Annotated in this window: 25 protein-coding genes; 10 read left to right on the top strand and 15 right to left on the bottom strand. The window is 64.1% G+C overall.

What is annotated here, in order from left to right:
* Window positions 1-5: 5 nt before the first annotated feature.
* The 5 genes from ACLIKD_RS09240 to ACLIKD_RS09260 are packed head-to-tail and all read right to left on the bottom strand — an operon-like array spanning window position 6 to window position 7956.
* Window positions 6-2492, bottom strand: a complete 2487-nt coding sequence (locus ACLIKD_RS09240; RefSeq protein WP_428828080.1) for an ABC transporter permease — start codon at window positions 2490-2492, stop codon at window positions 6-8.
* Window positions 2489-4576, bottom strand: a complete 2088-nt coding sequence (locus ACLIKD_RS09245; RefSeq protein ID WP_428828081.1) for a putative bifunctional diguanylate cyclase/phosphodiesterase — start codon at window positions 4574-4576, stop codon at window positions 2489-2491. Before ACLIKD_RS09245 ends, ACLIKD_RS09240 begins: the two co-directional genes overlap by 4 nt.
* Window positions 4577-4603: 27 nt before the next feature.
* The gene (radA, locus tag ACLIKD_RS09250) at window positions 4604-5962 is read right to left on the bottom strand and encodes a DNA repair protein RadA (RefSeq protein WP_428828082.1); all 1359 of its coding nucleotides are present in this window, start codon (window positions 5960-5962) and stop codon (window positions 4604-4606) included.
* Window positions 5963-7057 carry an alanine racemase gene (alr, locus tag ACLIKD_RS09255; protein WP_226415138.1) on the bottom strand — a complete coding sequence of 365 codons (1095 nt, stop codon included), beginning with the start codon at window positions 7055-7057 and terminating at the stop codon, window positions 5963-5965. It lies immediately after the preceding gene.
* Window positions 7054-7956 carry a LysR family transcriptional regulator gene (locus ACLIKD_RS09260; RefSeq protein WP_428828083.1) on the bottom strand — a complete coding sequence of 301 codons (903 nt, stop codon included), beginning with the start codon at window positions 7954-7956 and terminating at the stop codon, window positions 7054-7056. The genes alr and ACLIKD_RS09260 overlap by 4 nt, the downstream gene beginning before the upstream one ends.
* A gap of 280 nt (window positions 7957-8236) precedes the next feature.
* On the opposite strand from ACLIKD_RS09260, the gene lplT reads away from it, so the two are divergent.
* Window positions 8237-9502, top strand: a complete 1266-nt coding sequence (lplT, locus tag ACLIKD_RS09265; protein WP_226415144.1) for a lysophospholipid transporter LplT — start codon at window positions 8237-8239, stop codon at window positions 9500-9502.
* Window positions 9503-9507: 5 nt separating this feature from the next.
* Here lplT and ACLIKD_RS09270 read toward each other — a convergent pair whose 3' ends face one another.
* The 4 genes from ACLIKD_RS09270 to ACLIKD_RS09285 are packed head-to-tail and all read right to left on the bottom strand — an operon-like array spanning window position 9508 to window position 11800.
* Window positions 9508-10284: a uracil-DNA glycosylase gene (locus ACLIKD_RS09270; protein ID WP_428828084.1), complete on the bottom strand. Its 777-nt coding sequence runs from the start codon at window positions 10282-10284 to the stop codon at window positions 9508-9510.
* Window positions 10281-10742 (bottom strand): ribosomal protein S18-alanine N-acetyltransferase, encoded by a 462-nt coding sequence (rimI, locus tag ACLIKD_RS09275; RefSeq protein WP_428828085.1) that lies wholly within the window; start codon window positions 10740-10742, stop codon window positions 10281-10283. Before rimI ends, ACLIKD_RS09270 begins: the two co-directional genes overlap by 4 nt.
* Complete coding sequence (gene tsaB / locus ACLIKD_RS09280) at window positions 10739-11428, bottom strand: tRNA (adenosine(37)-N6)-threonylcarbamoyltransferase complex dimerization subunit type 1 TsaB (protein ID WP_428828086.1); 690 nt, start codon at window positions 11426-11428, stop codon at window positions 10739-10741. Before tsaB ends, rimI begins: the two co-directional genes overlap by 4 nt.
* 39 nt (window positions 11429-11467) lie before the next feature.
* Window positions 11468-11800, bottom strand: coding sequence for a hypothetical protein (locus ACLIKD_RS09285; RefSeq protein ID WP_226470855.1), 333 nt, complete (start codon window positions 11798-11800; stop codon window positions 11468-11470).
* A gap of 123 nt (window positions 11801-11923) precedes the next feature.
* Between ACLIKD_RS09285 and ompR the strand changes: the two genes are divergently transcribed.
* Window positions 11924-12652: a two-component system response regulator OmpR gene (gene ompR, locus ACLIKD_RS09290; protein WP_428828087.1), complete on the top strand. Its 729-nt coding sequence runs from the start codon at window positions 11924-11926 to the stop codon at window positions 12650-12652.
* A complete protein-coding gene (locus tag ACLIKD_RS09295) occupies window positions 12649-13953 on the top strand; it encodes an ATP-binding protein (RefSeq protein ID WP_428828088.1) in 1305 nt (434 codons plus the stop codon). Before ompR ends, ACLIKD_RS09295 begins: the two co-directional genes overlap by 4 nt.
* Here ACLIKD_RS09295 and ACLIKD_RS09300 read toward each other — a convergent pair.
* The 6 genes from ACLIKD_RS09300 to ispD form a co-directional block, all read right to left on the bottom strand.
* Window positions 13943-14785 (bottom strand): HDOD domain-containing protein, encoded by an 843-nt coding sequence (locus ACLIKD_RS09300; protein ID WP_226415231.1) that lies wholly within the window; start codon window positions 14783-14785, stop codon window positions 13943-13945. The genes ACLIKD_RS09295 and ACLIKD_RS09300 overlap by 11 nt on opposite strands.
* A complete protein-coding gene (locus ACLIKD_RS09305) occupies window positions 14782-15102 on the bottom strand; it encodes a hypothetical protein (RefSeq protein WP_428828089.1) in 321 nt (106 codons plus the stop codon). Before ACLIKD_RS09305 ends, ACLIKD_RS09300 begins: the two co-directional genes overlap by 4 nt.
* Window positions 15099-18041, bottom strand: coding sequence for a putative bifunctional diguanylate cyclase/phosphodiesterase (locus tag ACLIKD_RS09310; RefSeq protein WP_428828090.1), 2943 nt, complete (start codon window positions 18039-18041; stop codon window positions 15099-15101). The genes ACLIKD_RS09305 and ACLIKD_RS09310 overlap by 4 nt, the downstream gene beginning before the upstream one ends.
* 179 nt (window positions 18042-18220) lie before the next feature.
* Complete coding sequence (gene thpR / locus ACLIKD_RS09315; RefSeq protein ID WP_428828091.1) at window positions 18221-18700, bottom strand: RNA 2',3'-cyclic phosphodiesterase; 480 nt, start codon at window positions 18698-18700, stop codon at window positions 18221-18223.
* Between the two features lie 82 nt (window positions 18701-18782).
* Window positions 18783-19265: a 2-C-methyl-D-erythritol 2,4-cyclodiphosphate synthase gene (ispF, locus tag ACLIKD_RS09320; protein WP_428828092.1), complete on the bottom strand. Its 483-nt coding sequence runs from the start codon at window positions 19263-19265 to the stop codon at window positions 18783-18785.
* Window positions 19262-19948 (bottom strand): 2-C-methyl-D-erythritol 4-phosphate cytidylyltransferase, encoded by a 687-nt coding sequence (ispD, locus tag ACLIKD_RS09325; RefSeq protein ID WP_428828093.1) that lies wholly within the window; start codon window positions 19946-19948, stop codon window positions 19262-19264. Before ispD ends, ispF begins: the two co-directional genes overlap by 4 nt.
* Window positions 19949-19989: 41 nt before the next feature.
* Here ispD and ACLIKD_RS09330 point away from each other — a divergent pair, with 41 nt between their 5' ends.
* The 7 genes from ACLIKD_RS09330 to ACLIKD_RS09360 all read left to right on the top strand — a co-directional run bounded on the left by ACLIKD_RS09330 (window position 19990) and on the right by ACLIKD_RS09360 (window position 26280).
* Window positions 19990-21246 (top strand): MgtC/SapB family protein, encoded by a 1257-nt coding sequence (locus tag ACLIKD_RS09330; protein WP_428828094.1) that lies wholly within the window; start codon window positions 19990-19992, stop codon window positions 21244-21246.
* An 8-nt stretch (window positions 21247-21254) separates the two neighbouring features.
* On the top strand, window positions 21255-22052 hold the full coding sequence (gene amrB / locus ACLIKD_RS09335; protein WP_428828095.1) for an AmmeMemoRadiSam system protein B: 798 nt from the start codon (window positions 21255-21257) through the stop codon (window positions 22050-22052).
* A complete protein-coding gene (gene amrA / locus ACLIKD_RS09340; RefSeq protein WP_428828096.1) occupies window positions 22045-22593 on the top strand; it encodes an AmmeMemoRadiSam system protein A in 549 nt (182 codons plus the stop codon). The genes amrB and amrA overlap by 8 nt, the downstream gene beginning before the upstream one ends.
* Window positions 22590-23693 carry an AmmeMemoRadiSam system radical SAM enzyme gene (gene amrS, locus ACLIKD_RS09345; protein WP_428828097.1) on the top strand — a complete coding sequence of 368 codons (1104 nt, stop codon included), beginning with the start codon at window positions 22590-22592 and terminating at the stop codon, window positions 23691-23693. The genes amrA and amrS overlap by 4 nt, the downstream gene beginning before the upstream one ends.
* A 4-nt stretch (window positions 23694-23697) precedes the next feature.
* Window positions 23698-24297, top strand: coding sequence for a hypothetical protein (locus ACLIKD_RS09350; RefSeq protein WP_428828098.1), 600 nt, complete (start codon window positions 23698-23700; stop codon window positions 24295-24297).
* A 121-nt stretch (window positions 24298-24418) separates the two neighbouring features.
* Window positions 24419-25051: a uracil phosphoribosyltransferase gene (gene upp / locus ACLIKD_RS09355; protein ID WP_428828099.1), complete on the top strand. Its 633-nt coding sequence runs from the start codon at window positions 24419-24421 to the stop codon at window positions 25049-25051.
* On the top strand, window positions 25048-26280 hold the full coding sequence (locus ACLIKD_RS09360) for a uracil-xanthine permease family protein (protein ID WP_428828100.1): 1233 nt from the start codon (window positions 25048-25050) through the stop codon (window positions 26278-26280). The genes upp and ACLIKD_RS09360 overlap by 4 nt, the downstream gene beginning before the upstream one ends.
* The last annotated feature ends 14 nt before the right edge of the window (window positions 26281-26294 follow it).

Genomic DNA, 26294 nt, shown 5'->3' on the forward strand with positions numbered 1-26294 from the left:
TCACCTCAAGCGCCGGCCCGCAAGGCCAGCAAGGGCGGCGTCAGCAGCAGCCGGCGCATCGCCCACCAGCCGATCGAGACGGCCAGCACGGCGCCGCCAAGCGCCGACACGACGGGCAACCACGGATCGAGCCCCATCTCCAGTTGAAAGACCTGCCGGGCAATCAACTGGCCGAGCAGCATCGCCCCGGCCGCCGCAATCAGTCCGGCGATCCCGCCGACGACGGCGAGTTCAACCAGCATGGCCTGGCGCAACTGGGCACGATGCGCGCCGAGCGCCCGCATCACCGCCAGTTCGTAGCGCCGCTCGTCGAAGGCGGTGAGCAATGCCGAATAGAGGACGATGGCACCGGCCAGCAAGGTAAAGATGAAAATAAAGCGGACCGCATTGGAGACCTGCGCCATCACCGTTTGAAACTGCTCGATCACGACGCCGATATCGATTACCGTCAGATTCGGAAAGCGTGCCACCAGCTGCGTGCCACCGCCGGCAGCCGCCGCCGGCAGATGAAAGCTGGTGATGTAGCTGGCCGGCACGTCCTCGATCACGCCGGACGGGGTGAGCACGAAGAAATTGACGCGCATCGAGTCCCACTCGAGCTTGCGCAGATTGCTCACGCGCACGCGTTTTTCGACACCGGCCACCGAGAAAAGCAGTTCGTCGCCGACCTTGATACCGAGCGTTGTCGCCAGCCCCTCCTCAACCGATGCCAGGCCTTGCCCGGCGTCCTGCGGCGCAAACCAGCTGCCCTTGGTCACCCGGTTGCCCGGCGGCAGCGTATTCCGCCACGACAGATTGAATTCGCGCTCGATCAGCCGCTGAGCCCGCTCATCCTCGGGATAGCTTTCGGCGCTGACCGGGCGCTCGCCGATGCGCAGCAAACGCGCCCGCACCATCGGCGCCAGCTCGGCCGCAACACCCAGGCTGGCGAGCATTTCCGCCACGGCCTGGCGTTGCTCCGGCTGGATATTGATGATGAAACGATTCGGCGCATCGGCCGGCATGCCCTTCTGCCAGGCATCGAGCAAGCGCGCCTGGGTGACGGTCAGCAACAACATGGCCATCAGGCCGATCGCCAGCGCGACGATCTGCAAGGCGCTGGATGGCGCATGCCGGGCCAGATTGCCCAGGCCCTGACGCCAGCCGAAGCCACCATTACCGCGCAACAGGCCGATCGCCAAGACGGCCAGTCTGGCCAATACCCAAAAGCCGCCCAAGGCCGCCGCAAAGCCGCCGATGGCCAGCCCACCGAGTTTGAGATCGCCCGCCACGACAAGAATCAAGCCGGCCAGCAGGGCAAAACCGAGGCCATAGCCACCCAGCAGGAACGGCTGCGGCGGCCCCATCTCCCGGCGCATGACGCGCAGCGTCGGCACCCTGGCGAGCTGCAGCAGCGGCGGCAAGGCGAATCCGAAGAGCAGCACGCCGGCCACCGCCCCGCCCTGCGCCAGCGGCTGCCAGCCGGGCAAGGGCAAGCTGACGGCGAGCAAATTGGAGAGCCAGCCGACCAGCACGAAATGGGCGACGAAGCCGAGCGTACAGCCGGCCAGCGCCGAGAAGACGGCCAGCCAGAAGAACTGCAGGGCGTGCAGGCCGATCAGGCGACCCTGGGTCATGCCCAGGCAGCGCATCACGGCACAGGCATCGAAATGGCGCTGCATGTAACGCCGCGCCGCAAGCACCACGGCAACCGCCGACAGGACCACGGTCAACAGCGTCGCCAGCCCCAGGAAGCGTTGTGCCCGATCCAGCGCATTGCGGATTTCCGGCCGGGCATTCTGCGCATCCTCCAGTCGTTCGCCCCGCTCGAGGCGAGGCGCCAGCCATTTTTTGAAGCTGCCCACCGCTTTTTCGTCGCCGGCCAGCAACAGCCGGTAGCGCAGCCGCGAACCGAACTGGACCAGGCCGCTGGCCGGAATGTCGTCGAGATGCATCATCAGCCGTGGTGCCAGACTGAAAAAATTGATGCCGCGGTCCGGTTCCAGCGTCAGGATCGCCGCCACCGGCAGGCGTTGCCGGCCGACCGTGACGAAAGAGCCCGGCCCCGACTGCAGCGTCGTTGCCAATCGCTCATCGAGCCACACCGAACCCGGCGGCGGGCCGCCGGCCGCCGGCTGCCCCGCCTCGCCCTGGCGCAGCGTCGTGGACAAGTGGCCGCGCAATGGATAGTTGGTGCTGACCGCCTTGATGTCGGCCAATTGTGCCTGCTCGCCGCCGAGCACCATGCTCGGGAAAATCAGCGTTTCGGCAATCTGCAGGCCACGCCGGCGCGCTTCGGCGCTGTAACCCTCGGGCAGCGGGTGATCGGAGATCAGCACCAGGTCGCCGCCCATCAACTGTTGCGCTTCGCGCTCCAGGGCGAGGCGCACCCGGTCGGCAAAAAAGCCGACCGCCGTCACCGCGGCAACCGCGATGGCCAACGCCGCAAAGAGCAGGCGCAGTTCGCCGGAGCGGAGCTCCCGGCCAAGCAGCCGCCAGGCTAGCGCGATCATGGCTGGTCCGACCAGCGGGCGCGGAATTCGGCCGGGGCAACCGCCTTGCCGTGCAGGAAGCCCTGCAATTGCTGACATCCGAGATCGGCCAGGAAGGCGGCCTGCTCGGTGGTTTCGACCCCTTCGGCGACAACCTCGAAACCGAGGCTCTTGGCCAACTCCATCACGGTGCGGATGATTGCCTCGTCACCCGGATTCCGGCCGATCCCCATGACGAAGGAACGGTCGATTTTCAGTTGCTGCACCGGCAGCATCTTCAAATAGCTGAGCGAGGAATAGCCGGTCCCGAAATCGTCCAGCGCCAGACTGATCCCCAGATCGCGCAAGCGCTGCAGCAGCGTGAAGGCATCGCCAACGGCCATGACCACCGACTCGGTCAGTTCGAGCTTCAGGCTGGCCGCATCCATGCCGGTTTCGTCGAGAATATCGGCCAGGGTATCGAAGAACTCCGGCCGTTCGAGCTGCTTGACCGACAGATTGACCGACACCATCGGCAGATCGAAACCGCTGTTCCGCCACTGCATGACCTGCCGGCAGGTTTCCCACAGCACCCAGTTGCCGAGCGCGATGATGATGCCCGAATCCTCGGCCAGCGGGATGAAACTGGACGGCATGACCAGCCCGAGTTCCGGACTGTGCCAGCGGACCAGCGCTTCGGCGCCGACCAGCCGGCCGCTCAGCGTGTCGACCTGCGGCTGCAGGTGCACCACCAGTTCGCCATGATCAAGGGCCCGGCGCAGCAGATTTTCCATGCGAATGCGCTCCTTCGCATCGCGGGTCATTTCCGGCGTGTAGAAATGATACTGGCCGCGACCGATCGCCTTGGCGCGGTACATCGCACTGTCGGCATTGCGCATCAGGTCATCGACGCTTGCACCGTCGGCCGGGAACAGGCTGATGCCGATCGAGGCCGAGAGGAACAGTTCATTGTCACCGAGCCGGAACGGGTAATCGAAGGCGCCGATGATTTCACGGGCGAGTACTTCGACCTCCTCTGCACTGCGCAAGCCCTCCATCAGACAGATGAATTCATCGCCGCCGAGGCGCGACAGCATGTCGATCAGGCGGACATGCTCGGAAAGACGGGAGGCGACCGAGACCAGCAATTCGTCCCCGACGCCATGCCCGAGCGAATCGTTGACCTGCTTGAACTGGTCGAGGTCGATGAACAGGACCGCCAGCTGCTGGTCGTGGTGTGCCGCGTCGCGCAGGCTTTCCTGCAGACGTTCGATGAAGCAGCGGCGGTTGGCCAGCCCGGTCAGCGGATCGTGGTAAGCCAGATAATTCAGCTTGCTTTCGGCCTGGCGCCGTTCGGAGATCTCGCCCTCGAGCTGCCGGTTGGCCAGTTTCAGCTGCTCGGTCCGCGCCTCGACCTGGATCTCCAGCGTATCGCGCGCCGCCTTGATGCGCCCCTCCTGCTCTTCGAGAATGCGCTGGGCGCGGCGCACGACCAGGAACTGCATCAGATAGAGCGCGGCGAAGACCAGAAAGACCCCCGCCGTGACCCACCACAGGCTTTGCCGCAATTGGGTCAGGAAAGGCGTCACATCCTGGTAAAGCTCGAAAACGCCTTCGATCGACTTGTCCTTGCCGACGATCGGAATGTAGCTGGACAGTACATCGGTCTCGGCCAGCCGGCCTTCGAAGCTATCCATCGTGTTGCGATGGGCCAGTTCGCTGAGCACCGTGCCGTTCATCGACAAGCGGAACGCCGGGTTGCCCAGTCGGTTTTCGCCGATCTGGCTGGCATCGGTCGAAAACACCGTGGTGCCGAGGCGGTTATAGATCTTGACCTTGATCACGGCGGTATTGCGCATCAGCCCGACAACGCTCTGCTGCAAGCTGACCAGTTCCGGCAATTGCCTGAGGAAAACGGCGTCCCGGCCGATCGAGTCACTCATCAGTGCATCCAGCGGCAGGTGCAGCGAATTCTCGAAAACCTGCGCCATTGCCACGTTGCGACTCTCCGCCAACTCGGTGATCTGCTGCAGCGAAAGCTGCCGGTAAAGCGGTCCGAGAACCCCGGCCGCCAGCACGATGAGGATGAAACTGACCGTCGAGAAATAGCGCGAGAGATTGAACATGGGGGCCGGATGCAGCATTCCGTCAGCTTATTCCAACTCCCTGATCCGCGCCACCGCCTCCTCGACGCGCTTGACGGCAATGACCTCCATGCCGGCGATGGCCTGTTTCGGCCGGTTGGCTTCCGGGATCAGGGCGCGCGTGAAGCCAAGCTTGGCCGCCTCCTTCAGGCGCTCCTGGCCGCGCGGCGCCGGCCGGATCTCGCCGGCCAGACCAACCTCGCCGAAGACGATCAGCTTTGACGGCAACGGCTTGTTCTTCAGCGACGAGCTTATCGACAGCAGAACTGCCAGATCGGCTGCCGGCTCGGTAATCTTGACGCCACCGACGGCATTGACGAAGACATCCTGATCGAAACAGACGATACCGGCATGGCGATGCAGCACCGCCAGCAACATCGCCAGACGCTGGGCATCCAGCCCGACGGTGAGCCGGCGCGGATTGCCGTGGGCGGTATCGACCAGCGCCTGGATTTCCACCAGCAACGGGCGGGTTCCTTCCTGGGTGACCATCACGCAGGAACCGGCAACATCCTGCCCATGCTGCGACAGGAACAGCGCCGACGGGTTGTTGACCCCCTTCAGCCCCTTGTCGGTCATCGCAAAGACGCCCAGCTCGTTGACCGCGCCGAAGCGGTTCTTGACCGCCCGCACCAGACGGAAGCTGGAGTGGGTGTCGCCCTCGAAATAGAGCACGGTATCGACGATATGTTCGAGAACGCGCGGCCCGGCCAGCGCGCCTTCCTTGGTCACATGGCCGACCAGCAGCACGGTGATGCCGGTTTGCTTGGCCATCCGCGTCAGTTGCGCCGCGCATTCGCGGACCTGGGCCACCGATCCCGGCGCGCTCGACAATTGATCCGACCATAGCGTCTGGATCGAGTCGATGACGGCGAACTGCGGCTTTTCCGCCTGCAGGGTGGCCAGGATACGTTCCAGGTTGATCTCGGCCATCAACTGCAGGCTGCGCGTATCGAGGCTCAGCCGGCGGGCGCGCAGGGCGACCTGCTGGCCGGATTCCTCGCCGCTGACGTAGAGCGCCTTGTGGTTGACCGAGAGATGGGCCAGCGCCTGCAGCAGCAAGGTACTTTTGCCGATCCCCGGATCACCGCCGATCAGCACGACGCCGCCGGCCACCAGACCGCCGCCCAGCGCCCGGTCGAATTCGCCGATGCCGGTCGCCACGCGGTCGACTTCGCGCGCCTCGATTTCCGACAGCGTTTGCAACTTGGCGGTCGGCGCCAGCGAATCGAAACGATGGCCGGTAGCCTTTTCGGCAACGCTCTCGACCAGCGTATTCCACTCGCCGCAGCCCGGACACTGGCCCTGCCACTTCGGGCTGCTCGCCCCGCATTCGGTACAGCTGTATATCGACTTGACCTTGGCCACTCAGATGTCCCCAACTTCGACCGGCACGCGCGGCGCCAGCGCGCAGAACAGCTCATAGGCAATCGTCCCGGCGGCGCTCGCCACCTCGTCGGCCGGCACGTCGCCGGCAATGCCCCGCCCCCACAACGTGACCGGCGCATCGATACCGGCTTCCGGAATATCGCTCAGATCGCAGGCCAGCATGTCCATCGAAACCCGGCCGATGGTCCGCGTGCGCCGGCCGAGCACGGCAATCGGCGTGCCGCTCGGAGCGTGCCGGGGATAACCGTCGGCATAGCCGCAGGCAACGACGCCAACGCGCATCGGCCGGTCGGCGGTGAATGTCCCACCGTAACCGACCCGCTCGCCGGGCGCCAGCTCCTGGACGCCAATGATCCGGCTTTCCAGCGTCATCGCCGGGCGCAGGCCGAGTTCAGCGGCGCTTTGCTCGGCAAACGGGCTGGCGCCATAGAGCATGATGCCGGGCCGCACCCAGTCGCGATGCGCCGCCGGGTGGCGGAGAATGGCCGCCGAGTTGGCCAGGCAGACCGGGCCGCGCCAGTCACCGGCCAGCCCCTGAAAACGCTCGAGTTGCCAGTCGATGCCCCGCTCGCCATCCGCTTCGGCGAAATGACTCATCAGGGTGACGTCGATTTGCGGCCACTGGCGCAGGATTTCCCAGGCCTTGGCCAGGGTCTGCGCGGTAAAGCCGAGGCGGTTCATACCGGTATTGAGCTTCAAACAGATCGCCAGCGGTTTATCCAGGCGTCCGCTGCCGAGCAGCAATTCAAGTTGCTCCAGGCAATGGATTACCGTGGTCAGCCGGTGCTCGATCACGGCCCGCACATCGCGGGCACTGAAAATCCCTTCGAGCAGCAGGATCGGCTGGTCGATGCCGGCTTCGCGCAAAGCAACGGCATTCTCGGCTTCGAGCATGGCAAAACCGTCGGCTTCGCCGCGCAGCGCCTCGGCCGCCCGCCATTGGCCGTGGCCGTAGGCATTGGCCTTGATGACCGCCCACGCCTTAGCGTTCGGGGCGTGGCGCTTGGCCAGCCGGTAGTTATGCAGAATGGCCGCCGGCGCAATGCGCGCCCGGATGGGGCGGGAGATTTTCATGAGGCGAGTTCTTTCAGCTTGCGTTGAGTAAATTCGATGAAGGTCGCGGTCAGGCGCGACTGGAAACGGTCCTCCGGATAGACCAGGTAGAGGCTGCGCTTCAGCGGCGGTTTCAAGGAAATGGCGACCAGGGCGCCGAGCCGGATTTCCTTGTCGACGACGGCGCGCGAGACGATGGCAAAGCCCAGGCCGGTCGATACGACGCCTTTCAATGCCTCCGGACTGCCCAGTTCCATCTGCGTCTTGAGGTTTTCCGGGGCGACCTGGTGGGCGCGGAAATAGGCATCGGTAATTTCGCGGGTGCCGGAACCCGGCTCGCGCGAAATGAATTCGTAATCGACCAGCGCCTTGGGCGTTACCGAGCTCATGCCGGCCAGCGGGTAGTCCGGCGTGCAGATCACCTGCAATTCATCGGTGCAGCAAATCTGGCTGTGCAGCCCGGAAATCTTGGCCGGCGCCTCGATCAGCCCGACATCGAGGGAGTGTTCGGCGACCCGGCCTTCGATACTTTCGGAATTGGCGACGATCAGCCGCGCCCGGACCTGCGGATAAAGCGCGTTGAACTCGCCGAGGATGCGCGGCAGCATGAACTCGGCAATCGTCGTGCTGGCGCCGACCAGCAGCGGCCCGCGCATTTCGCCGGTCATTTCGCCGAGGCGGGTTTCCATTTCGTCGGACAGCGCAAGTATCCGCTGGGCATAGGAAAGCACCAGCTCGCCGGCCGGGGTCAGCGAAATGCTGCCGTGCCGCCGTTCGAACAGCCGCGTACCGTATTGCTCTTCCAGTTGCTTGATCTGAAAAGTGACCGCCGGCTGGGTCATGAACAAGGCGTCGGCGGCACGGGTAAAGCTCAGATTTTTGGCTACGGCATGAAAGACCTGCAGACGCCGGTCAGCCATGATGTTTCTCTCCTAGGGTGTGCGGGCAATATTCAATCACATTCCGCCGGGTATTCGGCCGCCTCGCCGCAATTTTGCTTAAAATTGCCCGTCGACCGCCACATGCGGCAAGTTGTCATGCAACTTTAACCTCCGGCCGGTAGCTTCCATTTTCCTGATCGCGCCGCCCGATACCCGCTGACCTATACACAAGCAGCAGCTTTCCACAAGCCTTGCACTGCTTGCAAAGCGTGGTATAACCCTCGACCAAAGTTATATAAGAGACAAGAGAAACACCCAAGTGCCCTTTGGCTTCTACATCATCATGGCTGCGCAGTTTTTTTCCGCGCTGGCCGACAACGCCCTGCTGATAGCCGCGATCGCCGCCTTGCGCGAGATGCAGGCGCCGTCCGAATACGAGCCGCTGCTCAAGACATTCTTCACGCTCTCCTACGTACTGCTTGCCGCCTTTGTCGGCGCCTTTGCCGATTCGATGCCGAAGTGGCGGGTGATGTTCATCAGCAACACGATCAAGATCGTCGGCTGCAGCATGATGTTCTTTGGCGCCCACCCGCTGCTCGCCTACGCCGTCGTCGGTCTTGGCGCCGCCGCCTACTCGCCGGCCAAGTACGGCATCCTCACCGAATACCTGCCGCATCGCCTGCTCGTCGTCGCCAATGGCTGGATCGAAGGATTGACCGTTGGCGCGATCATTCTCGGCGTGGTCATCGGCGGCACGCTGATCCGCCCGGAAATCGCCCAAAACCTGCTCGCCTTCGATTTCCCGCTGATCGATACCGGCGTCAATACGACGGGCGAAATGGCCCTGTCTATCGTCGCCGTACTTTATGTCATTGCCTCGATTTTCAATCTGTACGTTCCGGACACCGGCGTCGATCACAAGCAACTGAAGAAAAACCCCTTCTTCCTGATCCACGAATTCAGCCACTGCCTGACCCTGCTCTGGCGCGACAAACTGGGCCAGATCTCGCTGGCGGTGACCACGCTGTTCTGGGGCGCCGGGGCGACCTTGCAGTTCATCGTGATCAAGTGGTCGGAAGTGGCGCTCAATCTCGACCTCTCCAAATCGTCGATGCTGCAGGGCGTGGTGGCGATTGGCGTCGCCGTCGGCGCGATCGTCGCGGCCAAATTCATCACTCTGCGCAAGTCGGTTCGGGTCATCCCGCTCGGTATCGCCATGGGCCTGATCGTGCTGGTGATGAATTTCGTCACCAGCCTGTGGCTGGCCGTTCCGCTGCTCATTCTGATCGGCGGCCTATCCGGCTTCTTCGTCGTACCAATGAATGCCCTGCTCCAGCATCGCGGCCACATCCTGATGGGAGCCGGCCACTCGATTGCCGTGCAGAACTTCAACGAGAACATTTCCATCCTGATCATGACCGGGCTCTATTACCTGATGATCAAGATCGACCTGTCGATCTATTGGGTGGTCACGCTATTCGGCCTGTTCGTCAGCGGCCTGATGTATCTGATCCGCCAGCGCCACCTCGCCAACCAGGCGGCCCAGGACGACGTCCAGCACCTAGACGATTCGGCCCACCACTGACCCGCCTAGAAGGGCAGCTCGGGCGTCGCCAGGGCGTTGAGCAGGCGACGGGCGAACAGCAGGTCTTCCCAGGCCTTCGACTTGTCAGGCAGATTGCGCAGCAGGTAAGCCGGGTGATAGGTCACCACCACCGGGATGCCGGCGTACTCGAAGCGCTTGCCGCGCAACGATGCCAACGACTTGTCGTCGTGCAGCACGCTATGCACGGCGGCCTTGCCGAGCAGCACAATGATCTTCGGCTTGAGCAGCGCGATCTGGCGCTCCAGGTAAGGCCGGCAGGCGGCCATTTCTGCTGCCTCCGGCGTCCGGTTGCCGGGCGGCCGGCATTTCACCGCATTGCCGATGTAGACCTTGTTGCCCCGCGAAATATCAAGCGAGGCCAGCATGTTGTCGAGCAGCTTGCCTGCCTGGCCGACAAAGGGTTCGCCCTGCACATCCTCGTCCGCTCCTGGCCCCTCGCCGATGAACAGCCAGTCAGGATTGAGGTCGCCGACGCCGAGTACCGCCTGTTTGCGCTGCTGGCAGAGCGGGCAGGCTTTGCATTCGGCCACCGCCCGGGTCAATTCCGGCCAGTTCATGGCATCAACCGCCGCCGCTGGCCCGGCCACGCTTTCGCGCAGCGGTGCCGGTTGCGGTACGGCGACCACAGCCGATGGTGGCGCTTCGCCAGCCGACTGCGGCGCGGGCGCAACCGCCGGCGCCGGCTCGCCACCCTTTTCCCGGACGACCCAGATCGGCGAAATCCCCATCTCGACCAGCATTTGCTCGCGGCTCAGGCTCATGCCAGTTCCTTGTCAAAAATCAATCCGTCTTCCCGTCCCTCGACGGCCGGATAGTAGCCCTTGCGCAAGCCGATCTGGCGAAAGCCGAAATGACGATACAGCTCGACCGCCTTGTCGTTCGATGGGCGAACTTCGAGAAACAGTTTTGTCGCGCCGTGCAGCCGCGCCCGTTCCATCGCATGCCGGAGCATCCGCGCGCCATAGCCCTGCCCCTGGTAACGCTGAGCGATACCGATGTTGAGCAGGTGCGCCTCGTCAAGCACCGCCATGACCACCGAAAAACCGATCAGATCGCCGCCCAGCCGCAACACCCAGGTGCTGTAACCGGCACTCAGCGAATCGGCGAAATTGCCGCGCGACCAAGGAAAGACCTGCAGAGTGGCTTCGAGCGCCGCCACCGTATCAAGATCGCGCTCGTTCATCGGAAAAAACTCGGCGGCGATCGGCACGGCAGTCACGCCCTGCCCCCTTCGCTGAGGCGCTCGGCGACGGTCTTCGCGACCTTGTCGCGAATGTACAGCGGCGCGGCAAGCGCCGCATCGATGCCGGCCCCACGCGCCGCGCGCGGTGCCGCCAGCCTGGCCAGTGCCGCTGCGGTCGGCAGGATGCCGGGCAACTGCGCCACCCCGGCCAGCGCCAGGCGTTGCTGCAAAACCGGATAGGCCGCGATGGCATTGCCGCAGGCCAGCCAGTCCGCGCCGGACGGAAGCAGCACGTCGGCCGGCGCCGAAACGCGAATCTCGCCTTGCAGTTGATAGCCATCCGCGGAACGCAGGTAATGGCCGGAATAAACCTCGCCCATCCGCGCATCGAGCACAGCGACGACCCGTTCGCCACCGCTCAGCGCCGCCATGACTTCCAGGCTGGTCACCGGCAGCAGCGGAATATCGCCCGCCACCGCCAGCCCCTGGGCTGCGCCACAGGCGATCCGCAAGCCGGTGAAGGCACCGGGACCGACGCCGAAGGCTATGGCGTCCAGCTGTCCGACCTTGCAGCCCGCCTCGGCGAGCAGTTCGCGGACCAGCGGCAACAGGGTTTCCGAATGCGACCGTCCGCTTGGGCAGAGGCGCTCGACGACTTCGCCATCGCGCCAGAGCGCGCAGGAGCCAAGTTCGGTGGAGGTTTCGAGAGCGAGAATCAACATGGGCCGGAATTTTACCGGAGGCGCTTCCCGGCCGGGGGGTCAATCTTGCCGGCCACCCCGCCCGCCACGCCCGTCATCACGTTCCGACCGGCCGCGCTGCTCACGGATTTCCTCGCGCATCTGCCGGCGATCCTCGGCCGGCACATCCCGCCAGCGCCGCTCGCCGTCATCATTCCGCCGCAGCTCGCGATCCTGCTGCCAGTGTTCGCGCATCTGCTGGCGCATCTGCCGCCGTTCGTCCGGCGGCAGGTCGCGCCACGATGGCTGCGCCGACACGCCCCCGCTCAGCCCGCAGAGGCTGGACAACAACAGCAGGGAGAGAAGCAGGCGTTTCATGGCAATCGATGCAGGACTCGTTTTGGTAGCCATCATTGTCCATCCGCCCGGCGCCGGCAAGCCGGAGCAAGTGTAATTAAATGTTTCCCGGCTGCCCCGGGCAATTACTTGTTACCATTTACTGCGCTTCATTCACCGTCAGCCATTATCCTTGCCTGCATGAACGAACATAAACATCACCTTCTGGTCGTCGATGACGATGCCCGCCTGCGCGACCTGCTCACCCGCTACCTTGGCGAGCAGGGTTTCGACGTCAAGTCGGTCGCCGACGGCAAGCAAATGGACAAGCTGCGCAGTCGCGAGCATTTTCACCTGATCGTGCTCGACCTGATGATGCCGGGCGAAGATGGCCTGACCATCTGCCGGCGCTTGCGCGGCACCGGCGACCTGACGCCGGTCATCATGCTCACCGCCAAGGGCGACGAGGTCGATCGCATCGTCGGACTCGAAATGGGCGCCGACGACTACCTGCCCAAACCGTTCAACCCGCGCGAACTGCTCGCCCGCATCCATGCCGTGCTGCGCCGCCAGGGCAACAAGCCGCCGGGCGCCCCGGAAGAAGAGACGCAAACCATCCATTTCGGCAACATCGAGGTCGATTTCGCAGCCCGCGCGCTGCGCCGCGGCGACGAACTGCTGCCGCTGACTACCGGTGAATTTGCCGTCCTCAAGGTGCTGCTGCAGCATCAAGGACAACCGCTGTCGCGCGACAAGCTGATGACGCTGGCCCGTGGTCGCGAACAGGGGCCGTTCGACCGCGCCATCGACGTCCAGATTTCCCGGCTGCGCAAGCTGATCGAAACCGATCCGGCCCAGCCGCGCTACCTGCAGACCGTCTGGGGCTTCGGCTACGTCTTCGTTCCGGACGGCACTGCGCGCGACGCATGATGCCGCGCACGCTGCTGGCGCGCACTTTCCTGTTGCTCGCCGTACTGGTTCTGCTGACCACTGCGGCCTGGCTCAGTCTTTTCCGCTACATCGATGCCGAACCGCGCGCCCGCGAAACGGCGCAACTGGCAGCCTCTGCGGTCAACCTGATCCGTGCCTCGCTATTCGCGGCGGCACCGAAAAAGCGACTCGGCCTGTTCAACGAGTTTTCAACGCGGGAAGGCATCCGCCTGCTACCGGCCGAACCGGACGATGTTATCGAAGCCATGCCCGACAGCCGTTTTCAACGCCTGCTTTACCGCGAACTGACGGCCCGCCTCGGCGCGCATACCCGGATCGCCGCCCGGGTCAACGAGGCGCCCGGCTTCTGGGTCAGTTTTCGTCTCGACGACCACGACGATGAAGAATACTGGCTGATCCTGCCGCGCGAACGAGCCGCCCGCAGTTTCGCCACGCACTGGCTGACCTGGGGGCTGCTCGCCATCATCCTGGCGCTGGCCATGGCCTGGCTGATCGCCTCGCGGATCAGCAGGCCGCTGAAGGCCATGGCGAAATCGGCCGAGACGGTCGGTCGCGGCCAGATACCCGACCCCTTGCCGGAGGACGGGGCCGAAGAACTGCGCCAGCTGGCCAGCGCCTTCAATACCATGGCCGCCGACCTGGTGCGCCACGACAAGGACCGCTCCGAAGTGCTGGCTGGCATCTCGCACGACCTGCGCACGCCGCTCACCCGCCTGCGTCTCGAAGCGGAATTAAGTGTTGCCGACGAAGGCGCGCGCCAGGCAGTGGTCGCCGACATCGAACAGATGGAAGCGGTGATCTCCCAGTTCATGGATTACGCCCGTGCCGAATCCGGCGAAACCGCCGAGAAAACCGACCTGGCCGCCCTGCTCGGCAGCATCGTCGAACGTCAGGGCTGCATCGGCCACGTCTTGCACAGCGAGATCGGAAGCTTGCCGGAAACCTTGTTGCGCCCGAAGGCGATCAGCCGTGCGGTGACCAACCTGATCGACAATGCCTGGAAATACGGTGGCGGCAACGTACAGCTCAAAGTCGCCGCGGCAGACCGCGAAATATGGATCGAAATCAGCGACCGCGGCCCCGGCATTCCGGCCGCCGAGGTCGAACGCCTGAAACGTCCGTTCACGCGCTACGAGTCGGCCCGCACCAACGCCGGCGGGACCGGCCTCGGGCTGGCCATCGTCGAGCGCATCGCCCGTTTGCACGGCGGCCGGCTCGACCTGCTGGCCAACCCGGAGGGCGGACTGCTCGCCCGCCTGGTGCTACCGATCAGGCACTGAAGGCCTGGCAGGTCTCATCGACCCCGGAAACGATCAAGGGCAGCACCCGGCTGATTTTTCCGGCATCGAGTCCGAGACGCTGCCACGCCGTGCGTTCAACCGGCATGACCATTTCCTCGGGACTCTGGCCGAATCCCAGGCCATGTGCGATGGCATTGGCGACATGCATCAGATCGGCCAGCGAACCGGCCACGGCGCTGGCCGGCGCATGGTGTTCGGCGACCGCCACCTGCAACACCGACGGAAAGCGCCAGGTTTCGGCGAGCAGGCTGCCCACTTCACAGTGGTCCATGCCGAGGATGTCGCGCTCGGCAACGACCAGAAAGCAATCGTGTTGCTTGCGATAGGCCAGCACCTCGGCATATTGCTGCGAAAAATTGGCGGCCAGCACCAACTCGCCGATGTCGTGCAGGATGCCGCCGGTGAAGGCAAGTTCCGGGTTGTGGCCGGTTTCCTCTGCCAGCGCGCGGGCGCCGAGGCCGACCGCGACGCAGTGCCGGAGATAAGCCTGGGCATCGAAGCCGCGACATTGGTCGACGCGAAATACGCCATTGATCCCGACCGCCATCACCATGCTGCGCACCGCCCGGAAGCCGAGGACGACGACTGCCTCGTTGATGGTTCCGACCTTGTGCTGCAAACCGTAAAAGGACGAATTGGCGACGCGCAGGACGCGCGCCGTCAGCCCTTGATCGCGGGCAATCTGATGGGCAATGCTGGTGACATCGACATCCTCGTTGGCAAAGGAAGCCAGCAGGTCGGCAACGGCAACCGGCAGCGAGGGCAACTGTTTGAGGTGGGCAAGGACCTGGTCACGATCAAGCGTCGTCATGCCTGGTCTGCCATCCGAAAATCGAGAATGGCCCGGTATAGCTGGCGGGTTTCCAGACCATCGCCAGCCTTGCGGAATAACCGGTCGAGCTGGGCGATCACCCGCGCCTCGCGCGCCGCCCGCGTTGCCGGATCTTCCTCGAACTCGCGCTCGATCGTCAGTTCGGCAATGTCGCGCCGCATCAGACCGTGCACCATGCTGTCAGTCAGTTCGCAGCCCCCCGGAACCAGCACCCGCCCCGACTCGTCGAGCAAGGCTTCGGCAAGGCGCATACCGGGACGTACGTCACCAATCGCCACGGTTTCAACTGTTTTCATTTCTTTTTTTCCTCAAGCAACAGCAGGCGCCCGCTTACCGAACCACCCAGATTGACCGGTCGCCAGCGACACAAATAATCGCGACCATCGATCGCTACCGAAGCATGTTCGCCAAGGCTTGCCAGTTCAGGCAACAGACTGGTCAGGGAAGTTCCGGGCGCCAGCCCGCGCGCGCTGAAACATGCGTAGGCCGCTTCATTGATCAGGGCCAGCATGCCTTCATCGTCCATCCCCAAAACCGGCCATGGCAGTTCGCCAACCACTTCCTGAAGTATGCGGTAGCCCTGGCTCTCCTGCTCCTGCAGAGCCTTGTTCTCCGCCGCCAGGCGCCGCCGGTCTTCCTCGACCCGGACCAGTTCCCGCTCGGCGACTTCGACTTCATGCGACAACCGGCTGTATTCATCGGAAATATGCCGGCGATTCAGCGCCTCTTCGACCGTCTGGCGGAAAGCCACGGCTTCGGCCGGCAGGTGAATCACCCGATGGACCAGGCCGGAACCGCTCAGTTCGGCGATCAGTTTCCGGTTCCATTGCCGACTGTCGGCCAGCAGGATGCGCTCGCATTGCGGCTGGCTCAGGGCTGCCTGACGAATCACCCCGGCGACGTCGAAATCCTTGCGCGGCGAACCGCAAACCAGGACGTCCACCAGATTGCCGGCAAACCACTGCATCGCCGCATCGAAATCGGAAGCCGTGCACACCCGGTGTCCGTCGCGGACCAGCGTCGAAATCGCCTCGTCGAAGCCCTCGACCGCGACGAACAACGCCATCGGTTTGCGCGTCCCCGAACGCAGCAGGTTGGTCGGCAGCCGCTTGTCCGCCACCAGCAGTTCGGTCATCGCCGCGGCCGGCAGTGGCCGCGAGAAGAAATACCCCTGGATGATGTCGCACTGGTGGGAAATCAGCAGCGCCAGCTGCTCGGCCGTTTCAACGCCTTCCGCCACCACTTTCAGCTTCAGGTGGTGGGCCATGGTAATGACGGCGCGGGTGATCGACGCATCGTCCGAATCGGCCGCGATATCTTGGACGAAGGAGCGATCCACCTTGACCGCATCGAGCGGAAAGCGCTTCAGATAGGCCAGGCTGGAATAGCCGGTGCCAAAGTCATCGAGCGATATCGTCACGCCGGTTGCCTTGAGCGCCGTCAGCGTGCGAATTGCCGATTCGGTATTCTGCATCAGCATGCTTTCGGTGATCTCGAGGTCGAGGCAGGCCGGTTTCAGACCGCTGTTGGCCAGCGTCGCCGCGACATCGTCGAGCAAGGTATCCGACTGCAGTTGCCGGGCCGAAAGATTGACCGAGACCGAGGGAATGTCGAGCCCCGCCTGCTGCCATTCGACCGCCTGCCGGCAGGCGCTTTCGATCACCCAGCGGCCAACCGGAACAATCAGGCCGGTCTCTTCGAGCATCGGAATGAACTGGTCGGGCGGTACCAGGCCCTGGCGCGGGTGCTGCCAGCGAATCAGTGCCTCGGTGCCGGTAATCCGTCCGTTGGCGCAACTCACCTTGGGTTGGTAATGCAGCACGAACTCGTTGCGCAGCGTCGCATTGCGCAAATCCGTTTCGAGAAAGAGGCGATCGCGGATGCCGTCGTGCATCTCTTCCGAGTAGAACAAGTAATTGTTGCGCCCTTGGCTCTTCGCGTTGCGCACGGCCATTTCGGCATTGCACACCAGTTCGTGGGCATCGTGCCCATCGCGCGGGAAAAACACGCCGCCGATGCTGGCTGTGGCGAACACATCCCGACCATCGACCCGCACCGGCATGATCAGGGTATCGATGATCCGCCGCGCCACGATGCCGGCCTGCTGGGCATCGGCCACTTCCGGCAGGAGCACGGCGAAGACGTCGCCGCCCAGCCGTCCGAGGATATCGGACTCGCGCAGGGAGCCGGACAGCCGCCCGGCGACCTGACGCAACAATTCGTCGCCGAAGGTGTGACCGAGCGCCTGATTGACTTCCCGGAAGCGATCGATGTCGATGACCATCAGGCCGAGCGGCATGTTCTTGCGCTTGGCCAGTGCGATCAACCGGCGCACCTGGTCGTAAAACATCAACTGGTTGGGCAACGCGGTCAGCGCATCGAAATGGGCAAAATACGGCAGCTTCCGCTGCTCGGTGAGCAGGCTGGTGATATCGGTGGCCACGCCTCCGACGCTGACGATACGGCCGTTTTCGTTATGTACCGGGAAGTTGCGCGCATGCAGCCAGCGCAGGCCATCGCCCGGCCGCATCACGCGGAACTTGACGTCCAGCCCGCCGACCCGATGCACGCTCATGTTGTCGACCAGCCGATCGCGATCATCGATGTGAACGTATTTCAGCCAGTCGCGATTGTCGGCATAAAGCGCCTCGACATAGCGCCCCCATATTTGCTCATACCCTTCGCTGACATAGGTCACCCGCTGGGTCTCGGCATCGAGCAGCCAGTAACATTCGGGGATATTGCTCGCCAACTGGAAGAAGCGGGCCTCGCCCTCGTCGATATTGCCGCTCATTTCGGGCGTCATCAGCGCCGGCTGGTTTTGGCGCTGCAACAATGCCTTGGCGCACTCCCGTTCGACGACCGCCAGCAGGCGGCTGGGATTGCTCTTGAAAACGAAGTCGCGGGCACCATTCTCGAGCAGCTCGATCGGGAATTCCTTGCTGCCGCGATCCACCGTCAGAATCACCGGAAGGCTCAAGGCCAATTCCTGCAGCAGGTCGACGACCTCGGCCGGTGGCAGGTCGGGCAACGAGCAACTGACCAGGGCGACGTCCCAGGTTTCATCGCGCAAAACAGCCTCGACCTCGGCACGCCGGGACAGTTGCCGGGAATAGACGACATGTCCGCCCCCCCGCAAGGCCTCGAGCAAGCGCTGGCCGTCACGGGGACTGGCATCAATCAGCAGGACGCGCAGAATTGCCGTGTTTTCAGCCGCCGGTCCCAAGTCGCCCAAACATCCCCCTTAGCCGCTTCTCGAACGCCCCGGCAATAAAATTACAGCGGCATTCAGCACGACATTTGTCATGACAAATCATAAGCCAACAGGCTTTCCGAGCTCGGTTAGCCTGTCACAGTTCTTCAACAATCGTAGCAGACCTGACACGGCGGCAAAACAAAATCAGCCGGTCGCGCTCAAGAAAGCAGCGGAAATTCGGCGAGCGTCTGATACGCCGAACCGGCCGATGACCGCCGGGAACGGACCAGAACGAAACCCGGACACGGCCAGTACAAGGGATCGATTGCCGGCAACGGCTGGCAATCGTCAGCCGGCACCTTGCGCAGCAACGTGACGTGCGGGGCAAATTGGCGTTCCCGGTCGGCGATGGCGAATCCGGCCTGGTCCAACCCGGCCGACAACTCGGCGACCAACGCCGGCAAGGCCGGCGGTGCGGCGCGGCAGCCTGCCCACAACAGATGGTTGTGACGCCAGAAACCGAGCCGGTCAACCGTCAAGTCGAAGGACCTAGCGACGACACGGCTGGCGCTGGCGCACAGCGATGGCAAGCGAGCCTCGGCTACGTCACCTAGAAAAGCCAGCGTCAGATGGATGGTGTCGGACCGGGTCGGTTTGCCACCGAACCGGCCGGCTGCCGTAACGGCAATCCCGGCCAATTTTCCGGCGAGCGCCGGGGGCGGCCACAGGGCAAAGAAAACGCGGGCCGTGGCCGGCCTGGCTAACGGCTCAATTGGCCCTTCAGCTTGCACGCTCGAGCAGCACCACAGCCTGCGCCTCGATGGCTTGTTCACGCCCAAGGTAACCCAGGCGTTCGTTGGTCTTGCCCTTGATATTCACGGCATCGGTCGAAATACCGAGATCCGCCGCGACATTCGCCACCATCGCTGCGGCATGCGGCGCCAGTTTGGGCTGCTGGGCAATCAGCGTCGCATCGACATTGACCGGACGCCAACCCTTGTCGGCCAGCAAGGCAACGGCCGCCCGCAGCAGCACGCGGCTGTCCGCCCCCTGGTAGCGCGGATCGGTATCGGGAAAGTGGCGACCGATGTCGCCCAGCGCCGCGCCGCCGAGCAGCGCATCGGTGATCGCATGCAACAGGGCATCGGCATCGGAGTGGCCCAGCAGGCCCGTGGAGTGGGGAATCTCGACGCCGCCGAGGATCAGTTTGCGACCTTCGACCAGCTTGTGCACATCGTATCCCTGGCCTACCCGGAAATTCATTTGCGCCCCCTCAGTATCATCGCCGCCAAGGCCAGATCGGCCGGAAAAGTCACCTTCAGATTGGTCGCATCGCCGCGCACCAGCTTCGGCTTGAGACCGAGCGCTTCGATGGCGCTGGCTTCGTCGGTAACAGCGCGACACTTTTCCAGCGCCTCGCACAGCCGACCGTAGCGGAACATCTGCGGCGTTTGCGCCTGCCACAAGCCGTCGCGCGGTTCAGTGGCGGCAACGCGCTGACCGGCATCGGCACGTTTCAGGGTATCGGCGACCGGCACGGCGAGAATGCCACCCACCGCGTCGTTGGCCAGCTCCTCGAACAGTCCGGCGAGCATTGCGGGACTCAGACAGGGGCGGGCCGCATCGTGCACCAGCACCCAGTCGTCGTCGGACGCCACCATGGCTGCCGCCTGCAATCCGTTCGCCACACTCGCCGCCCGCGTCGCTCCGCCGCAGCGCACGGTTTCCAGCTTGGCGCCAAGCTCGGACCAGTCATGCTGCGGCCAGTACGGATCGTCCGGCGACAGTACCACCCAGACCCGCTCGATCTCCGGGCAGGCAACCAGGGCTGCCAGCGTGTGGTAAATCAGCGGCCGGCCGAGCAGGTTCAAATACTGTTTTGGTTTCTCGGCGCCGAAGCGCGAACCGCTGCCGGCAGCGGGAACGATTGCGAAATAACGTGGCATGGCTTAATTTTACTGAATAACGACGATAAAAGAGGAACCGCATGAGCTTCATTGTTCCGGAACTGGCTACCCCGCTTGAGGCTTTCGCCACCGCTTTGGGGATCGGTCTGCTGATCGGCATGGAGCGCGAACGGCGTCCCGACTCCGCCGCGGGCCTGCGCACCTTCGCGCTGACATCGATGTTGGGCTGCCTGTTCGCCCTGCTCGGCGAAAAAGCCGGCGGCCCCTGGATGCTCGCCGTCGGGCTGCTGGTCATCGCGGCGTCGATGGTTGCCTCCAACTTTTCGGCCCAGCAGGAAGAGCAGTATCGCGGCTTTACCTCGGAGGCCGCGATCATCGTCACCTATGGCCTGGGCGCGGCGATCTGGTACGGCTACGCAACGCTGGCCGTGATGCTGGCCATCACGACCACCGTGCTGCTTTATTTCAAGGCCGAGATGCGCCAGGTCAGCGAACGGATGACACCGAAGGACATCAACTCGATTCTGCAATTCGCCGTCCTCTCGCTGGTCATCCTGCCCATCCTGCCGAACCAGGATTTCGGCCCCTACAATGCACTGAACCCTCGGCAGATCTGGTGGATGGTCGTCCTCATCTCCGGCCTCGCCCTCGCCGGCTACCTCGCCCTGCGCATCGTCGGGGCGCGCCACGGCGCCGCCCTGCTCGGTATTTTCGGCGGACTGGCGTCGAGCACCGCGACCACCCTGATGTTCTCCCGCCACGCCCATGAACTGGGTCATCTGGTACGGATGGCGGCGACCGTCATCCTGATTGCCAACGTCATGGTGATGATCCGTCTCGGCCTGGTCTCCGGCATGGTCGCCCCGACGCTGATCGCGCCGATTGCCATCGTCTTCGCCTGCGGCATCGTGCCCGGCATCATCGTGGCGCTCTACGGCTGGAAAGCGCTCAGCGCGGCCGGCGAACTGCCGATGCCCGAGGTGAAGAATCCGACCGAGCTGAAAACCGCCATTTCCTTCGGCCTGCTCTACGCCCTCGTGCTGCTCGCTTCGGCCTGGCTGCAGGACATTGCCGGCAACAAGGGCCTCTACATCGTCGCCCTCGCTTCCGGCCTGACCGATGCCGACGCCAGCGTGTTGTCGACGCTGCGCTTGTTCAATCTGCAAAAACTATCGAGCAGCGAGGCGGTCATAGCGGTAACGCTGGCCCTGATCGCCAATCTGGTGTTCAAGATCGGACTGGTCCTCAGCATCGGCGGCAGCAAGCTGGCCCGCCACGCCCTGCCGGGCCTGCTCGCCATCGGCGGCGGCCTGGCCGCTGGGTTATTGCTGATTTGAGGTGCCCCATGACCATTACCCGCCCTCCCGCCGTCGCCGGGATGTTCTATCCGGGCAGCGCCAGCACGCTGGCCGCCACTGTCGACCAGCTGCTGAACGAAGCGCCGGCAGCGCCGGCCGCTCAACCCAAGGCCCTGATCGTGCCGCACGCCGGCTATATTTACTCCGGGGCAACTGCGGCCCGGGCCTATGCCAGGCTGGCGCCTTGGCGTTCGACGATCCACCGTGTCATTCTGCTCGGCCCGACCCATCGCGTTGCGGTCGACGGTCTGGCCTTGCCCAATTGCGAAGCCTTCGCCACGCCGCTTGGCCATGTCAGGCTCGATGCGCAGGCCATGGATCAACTGGCAGCCTTGCCGCAGGTTGTTTTCAGCGACCACGTCCATGCCGAGGAGCATTCGCTGGAGGTCCATCTGCCTTTCCTGCAACAGGTGCTCGACGACTTCACGCTGGTCCCGCTGGCGGTCGGCCACGCCACGCCGCAAGCCGTCGCCGAGGTGCTCGACCTGCTGTGGGGCGGACCGGAAACGCTGATCATCATCAGTTCCGACCTGTCGCACTACCTGCCCTATGCTGCCGCCAACCAGGTCGATCGCACTACCTGCGAGCACATCCTGCAACTCGACACCCATATCCGCCCGGAACAGGCCTGTGGGGCCTTTCCGCTCAATGGTCTGCTGCTCGTTGCTGGCCAGCGCGGCCTGACGCCGCACCTGATCGATCACTGCAACTCCGGCGATACGGCCGGCGACAAGCAGCGCGTCGTCGGTTACGCCGCTTTTTCGTTTGACGAAAATCATGCCTGAACTCGGCCCTACCCTGCTCCAGCTAGCCCGTGCCGCCATCGCCGCACGTTTCGGCGAGACCGCGCCGGCTTCTGACGACCTGCCCGAATTGCACCGAAAGGGCGCCACCTTTGTCACCCTGACCCAGCGCGGCGAGCTGCGCGGCTGCATCGGCAGCCTGGAAGCCTGGCGCCCGCTGCTCACCGACGTCCAGGAAAACGCCTGTGCCGCGGCCTTCCGCGACCCGCGCTTCAGCCCCTTGCGCGAGGCGGAACTGCCGATCACCCGGATCGAAGTCTCGCTACTGAGTCCGGCCGAATTGATGCATTTTCGCGACGAGGCCGACGCCCTCGCCCAGCTCCGGCCGAATATCGACGGCGTGATCCTGACCGTCGGCCAGTATCGCTCGACTTTTCTGCCACAGGTCTGGGAGCAGTTGCCCGAACCAGCCGAGTTCATGGCCCACCTGAAACAGAAGGCCGGACTGCCTGCCGCATACTGGGGAGTGAATGTTCAGCTCGAACGCTACCGCGTCAATAAATGGAAGGAGGCCGCACCATGAGCCAGCCGGCAACCGTTGACACCCTCTACCCCGGCCGTTGGTGGCATACCCTGCCCGATGGCCGCGTGCAGTGCGACCTCTGCCCGCGCGACTGCCAACTGCATGAAGGCCAGCGCGGCGCCTGCTTCGTTCGCCAGCGCGTCAATGACGCGATGCAACTGACCACCTATGGCCGCTCGTCCGGCTTCTGCATCGACCCCATCGAAAAGAAGCCGCTCAACCACTTCCACCCCGGCAGCAGCATCCTCTCCTTCGGTACCGCCGGCTGCAACCTCGCCTGCCGTTTCTGTCAGAACTGGGACATCTCCAAATCGAAAGACATGGATCGCCTGATGGACCAGGCCAGCCCGCAGGCCATTGCCGCAGCGGCCCGACGGAACGGGGCCGATGCCGTCGCCTACACCTACAACGACCCGGTGGTTTTCGCCGAATACGCCATCGACACCGCACTCGCCTGCCGCGAGCAAGGCATCCGCAATGTCGCCGTCACTGCCGGCTACATCCACCCGGCGCCCCGTCGCGAGTTCTTCGCCGTGATGGACGCCGCCAACGTCGACCTCAAGGCCTTCACCGAAACGTTCTATCACAAGCTGTGCGTCGGCCACCTCGGACCAGTACTCGACACGCTGGCCTACATCCACCACGAAACCCAGTGCTGGCTGGAAATCACCACGCTGCTCATTCCCGGCGAGAACGACAGCCCGGCTGAAGTCAACGAACTCGCGACTTGGGTAGCGCGCGAACTCGGCCCGGATGTGCCGCTGCATTTCACCGCCTTCCACCCCGACTGGAAAATGACCGACCTGCCGGAGACGCCGCTCGCCACACTGGTCCAGGCCCGCCGCATCGCGCTTGATGCCGGGTTGCACCACGTCTACACCGGCAATGTGCATGACAGCGAGGGCGGCACAACCTTCTGCCCGAACTGCCATGCCGCGCTGATCATCCGCGACTGGTACGACATCCGCCGCTACGACCTGACAGCCAGCGGCCATTGTCCGCACTGCGCAACGTCGCTGGCCGGCCGCTTCGGGCCGCAACTCGGCCACAACGGCAGCGCCTTCGGAGCACGCCGCATTCCCGTCCGTCTTGCCTTGTGACTTCATGAATCGCAGCATCAGCCTTCACACCACGCATGGCCTGCTCCACGGTCAGCTTGAACTGCCCGACCACCCGCGCGGCCTCGTTCTGCTTGCCCGCTCGCAGCACACACCGCTCGACATTCTCATCACCGACAATCTCACCGGCCGCGGCTACGGCGTCCTGAGCATGCAACTGCTGTCGGCCCAGGAAGCGCATTTCGCCGATGCAACGCAGAACGTGCCGCGACTCACCCAGCGCCTGCTCGACATCCTCGAACTGATCCGCAACGATGGCGACATGCAGGATCTCCCGCTAGCCATCTTCGCCAGCGGCGACACCACGCCGGCGGCAATCCGCGCTGCCGCCCGGCGCGACACCCAGGTCAAGCTGCTTGCCTGTTATGGCGGCATCGTCGACCGAGCGGGCCTGGAGGCCCTGAAGCTGCTCGAGGCACCGCTGCTGATGCTATTCGACACCGCTGACACGATCGGCCGCACGGCCTTCCAGCGGGCCGCCACGCATCTTGCCGGACTCTACGAAACCCACGTCCTCGATGCCGAGGAAGACCCGATGCTGCGGGTCGCCGGCTGGTTGTCGATCCATCTCGACCGCGCCGCGTAACGGCGACGAAACCGGCCATTTCGGTCGTTCCCGATGCCGTGTATGTGATTTCCCGTATGGGCGGCGCTGCGCGAATGGAATACCCTTCGTCCATCATCCATTCGTCCGTAAGGAATCCCCCATGCCGGTGATTGAAGTCCACCACCCTTTGGTCAAGCACAAGATCGGCCTGATGCGCGAAGCCGAGATCAGCACCAAGAAGTTCCGCGAGCTGGCGGCCGAGTTGGCTCGCCTGCTGACCTACGAGGCATGCCGCGATTTCGAACTGGAAACGGTCAGCATCGAAGGCTGGGCCGGGCCGGTCGCCATCGAGCAGATCAAGGGCAAGAAGGTCACCGTCGTGCCCATCCTGCGCGCCGGCATCGGCATGCTGGACGGCGTGCTCGACCTGATCCCGAACGCCAAGGTCAGTGTCGTCGGCATCGCCCGCAATCACGAGACGCTGATGCCCGAGTCGTATTTTGAACGCTTCGTCGGCCAGCTCGACGAGCGCCTGGCATTGATCATCGACCCGATGCTGGCCACCGGCGGCTCGCTGATCGCCACCATCGACATGTTGAAGCGCAAGGGCTGCCGGCATGTCAAGGCACTGGTGCTGGTCGCCGCGCCGGAAGGCATCGCCGCGCTGCAGGCGGCACACCCTGACGTGCAGTGCTACACCGCCGCCATCGACAGCCATCTCAATGAACACGGCTACATCATTCCCGGCCTCGGCGACGCCGGCGACAAGATTTTCGGGACCAAGGAAGCATGAACGCGCCGCACGAACCCGTCTGGCGCACCGCCCTTTCCGGCGCGCAAATCCTCTTCGTCGCCTTTGGCGCCACCGTGCTGGTACCGCTGCTCACCGGCCTCAATCCCAGTCTGGCGCTGCTCGGTGCCGGCGTCGGCACGCTGATCTTCCAGATCTGCACCAAGCGCCAGGTACCGATTTATCTCGGCTCGAGCTTCGCCTTCATCGCCCCGGTGATCTACTCGGTGCAGACCTGGGGCATGCCGGCAACGCTCGGCGCGCTGGCCTCGGCCAGCTTTTTTTATTACGTCGCCGCTGGCCTGGTGAAATGGCGCGGCGTCGGCTTCATTCACAAACTGCTGCCGCCGGTCGTCATCGGCCCGGTCGTCATGGTCATCGGTCTCGGCCTGGCCCAGGTCGCGGTCGGCATGGCCACCGGCAAGGCCGGCGACCAGCAGGTCGTCCCCTACCAGACGGCCATCGGCATTGCCGCGATTGCGCTGCTGGCGACGATGCTCACGGCTATCCGCGCCAAGGGTTTGCTCAAGCTGGTGCCCATCCTGGTCGGCGTCGCCGTTGGCTATGTCGTCTCGCTGTTCGTCGGTATCGTCGATTTCACGCGAGTGCATGACGCGGCCTGGCTCGCCCTGCCGGAATTCGGCCACCCCGAGTTCAATCTCGCCGCCATCCTGTTCATGATCCCGGTCGCCATCGCGCCGATTGTCGAACACGTCGGTGGCATCCTTGCCATCGGCTCGGTCAGTGGCAAGGACTACACCGAAAACCCCGGCCTGCACCGCACGCTGCTCGGCGATGGTCTGGCGGTCAATGTCGTCGGCCTGTTCGGCGGCCCGCCGGTGACGACCTACGGTGAAGTCACCGGCGCCGTGATGCTGACCCACAACTACAACCCGGTGGTGATGACCTGGGCGGCCGGCTTCGCCATCCTGATGGCCTTCGTCGGCAAGTTCGGCGCCCTGCTGCAAACCATCCCGCTGCCAGTGATGGGCGGCATCATGGTCCTGCTCTTCGGCTCGATCGCCGGTATCGGCCTGAAGACGCTGATGGACGCCAGGGTGAACCTGTCGAGCGCGCGCAATCTGTGCATCGTCTCGGTGACGCTGGTCACCGGCATCGGTGGCCTGGCCGTCCAGATCGGCAGCTTCTCTTTGCTAGGCATCAGCTTGTGCGGCATCCTTGCCGTGCTACTCAACCTGACGCTGCCGCAGGAGCCGGCCAAGCACCCCTGATTCCTCCTTCAAAA

The sequence above is a fragment of the Azonexus sp. IMCC34842 genome (assembly GCF_050368855.1).
In the GTDB taxonomy this organism is placed as follows: domain Bacteria; phylum Pseudomonadota; class Gammaproteobacteria; order Burkholderiales; family Rhodocyclaceae; genus Azonexus; species Azonexus denitrificans_A.

Coding starts and splice junctions, on each gene's coding strand:
- tsaB (WP_428828086.1), bottom strand. CDS start 11,428: ATGTTGATTCTCGCTCTCGAAACCTCCACCGAACTTGGCTCCTGCGCG.
- ACLIKD_RS09295 (WP_428828088.1), top strand. CDS start 12,649: ATGATGCCGCGCACGCTGCTGGCGCGCACTTTCCTGTTGCTCGCCGTA.
- amrA (WP_428828096.1), top strand. CDS start 22,045: ATGCCTGAACTCGGCCCTACCCTGCTCCAGCTAGCCCGTGCCGCCATC.
- alr (WP_226415138.1), bottom strand. CDS start 7,057: ATGAAAATCTCCCGCCCCATCCGGGCGCGCATTGCGCCGGCGGCCATT.
- ACLIKD_RS09330 (WP_428828094.1), top strand. CDS start 19,990: ATGAGCTTCATTGTTCCGGAACTGGCTACCCCGCTTGAGGCTTTCGCC.
- ACLIKD_RS09300 (WP_226415231.1), bottom strand. CDS start 14,785: ATGACGACGCTTGATCGTGACCAGGTCCTTGCCCACCTCAAACAGTTG.
- amrS (WP_428828097.1), top strand. CDS start 22,590: ATGAGCCAGCCGGCAACCGTTGACACCCTCTACCCCGGCCGTTGGTGG.
- ACLIKD_RS09305 (WP_428828089.1), bottom strand. CDS start 15,102: ATGAAAACAGTTGAAACCGTGGCGATTGGTGACGTACGTCCCGGTATG.
- ACLIKD_RS09245 (WP_428828081.1), bottom strand. CDS start 4,576: ATGTTCAATCTCTCGCGCTATTTCTCGACGGTCAGTTTCATCCTCATC.
- upp (WP_428828099.1), top strand. CDS start 24,419: ATGCCGGTGATTGAAGTCCACCACCCTTTGGTCAAGCACAAGATCGGC.
- ACLIKD_RS09285 (WP_226470855.1), bottom strand. CDS start 11,800: ATGATGGCTACCAAAACGAGTCCTGCATCGATTGCCATGAAACGCCTG.
- ACLIKD_RS09240 (WP_428828080.1), bottom strand. CDS start 2,492: ATGATCGCGCTAGCCTGGCGGCTGCTTGGCCGGGAGCTCCGCTCCGGC.
- ompR (WP_428828087.1), top strand. CDS start 11,924: ATGAACGAACATAAACATCACCTTCTGGTCGTCGATGACGATGCCCGC.
- ACLIKD_RS09360 (WP_428828100.1), top strand. CDS start 25,048: ATGAACGCGCCGCACGAACCCGTCTGGCGCACCGCCCTTTCCGGCGCG.
- ispF (WP_428828092.1), bottom strand. CDS start 19,265: ATGAATTTCCGGGTAGGCCAGGGATACGATGTGCACAAGCTGGTCGAA.
- amrB (WP_428828095.1), top strand. CDS start 21,255: ATGACCATTACCCGCCCTCCCGCCGTCGCCGGGATGTTCTATCCGGGC.
- ispD (WP_428828093.1), bottom strand. CDS start 19,948: ATGCCACGTTATTTCGCAATCGTTCCCGCTGCCGGCAGCGGTTCGCGC.
- ACLIKD_RS09350 (WP_428828098.1), top strand. CDS start 23,698: ATGAATCGCAGCATCAGCCTTCACACCACGCATGGCCTGCTCCACGGT.
- ACLIKD_RS09260 (WP_428828083.1), bottom strand. CDS start 7,956: ATGGCTGACCGGCGTCTGCAGGTCTTTCATGCCGTAGCCAAAAATCTG.
- ACLIKD_RS09270 (WP_428828084.1), bottom strand. CDS start 10,284: ATGAGCCTGAGCCGCGAGCAAATGCTGGTCGAGATGGGGATTTCGCCG.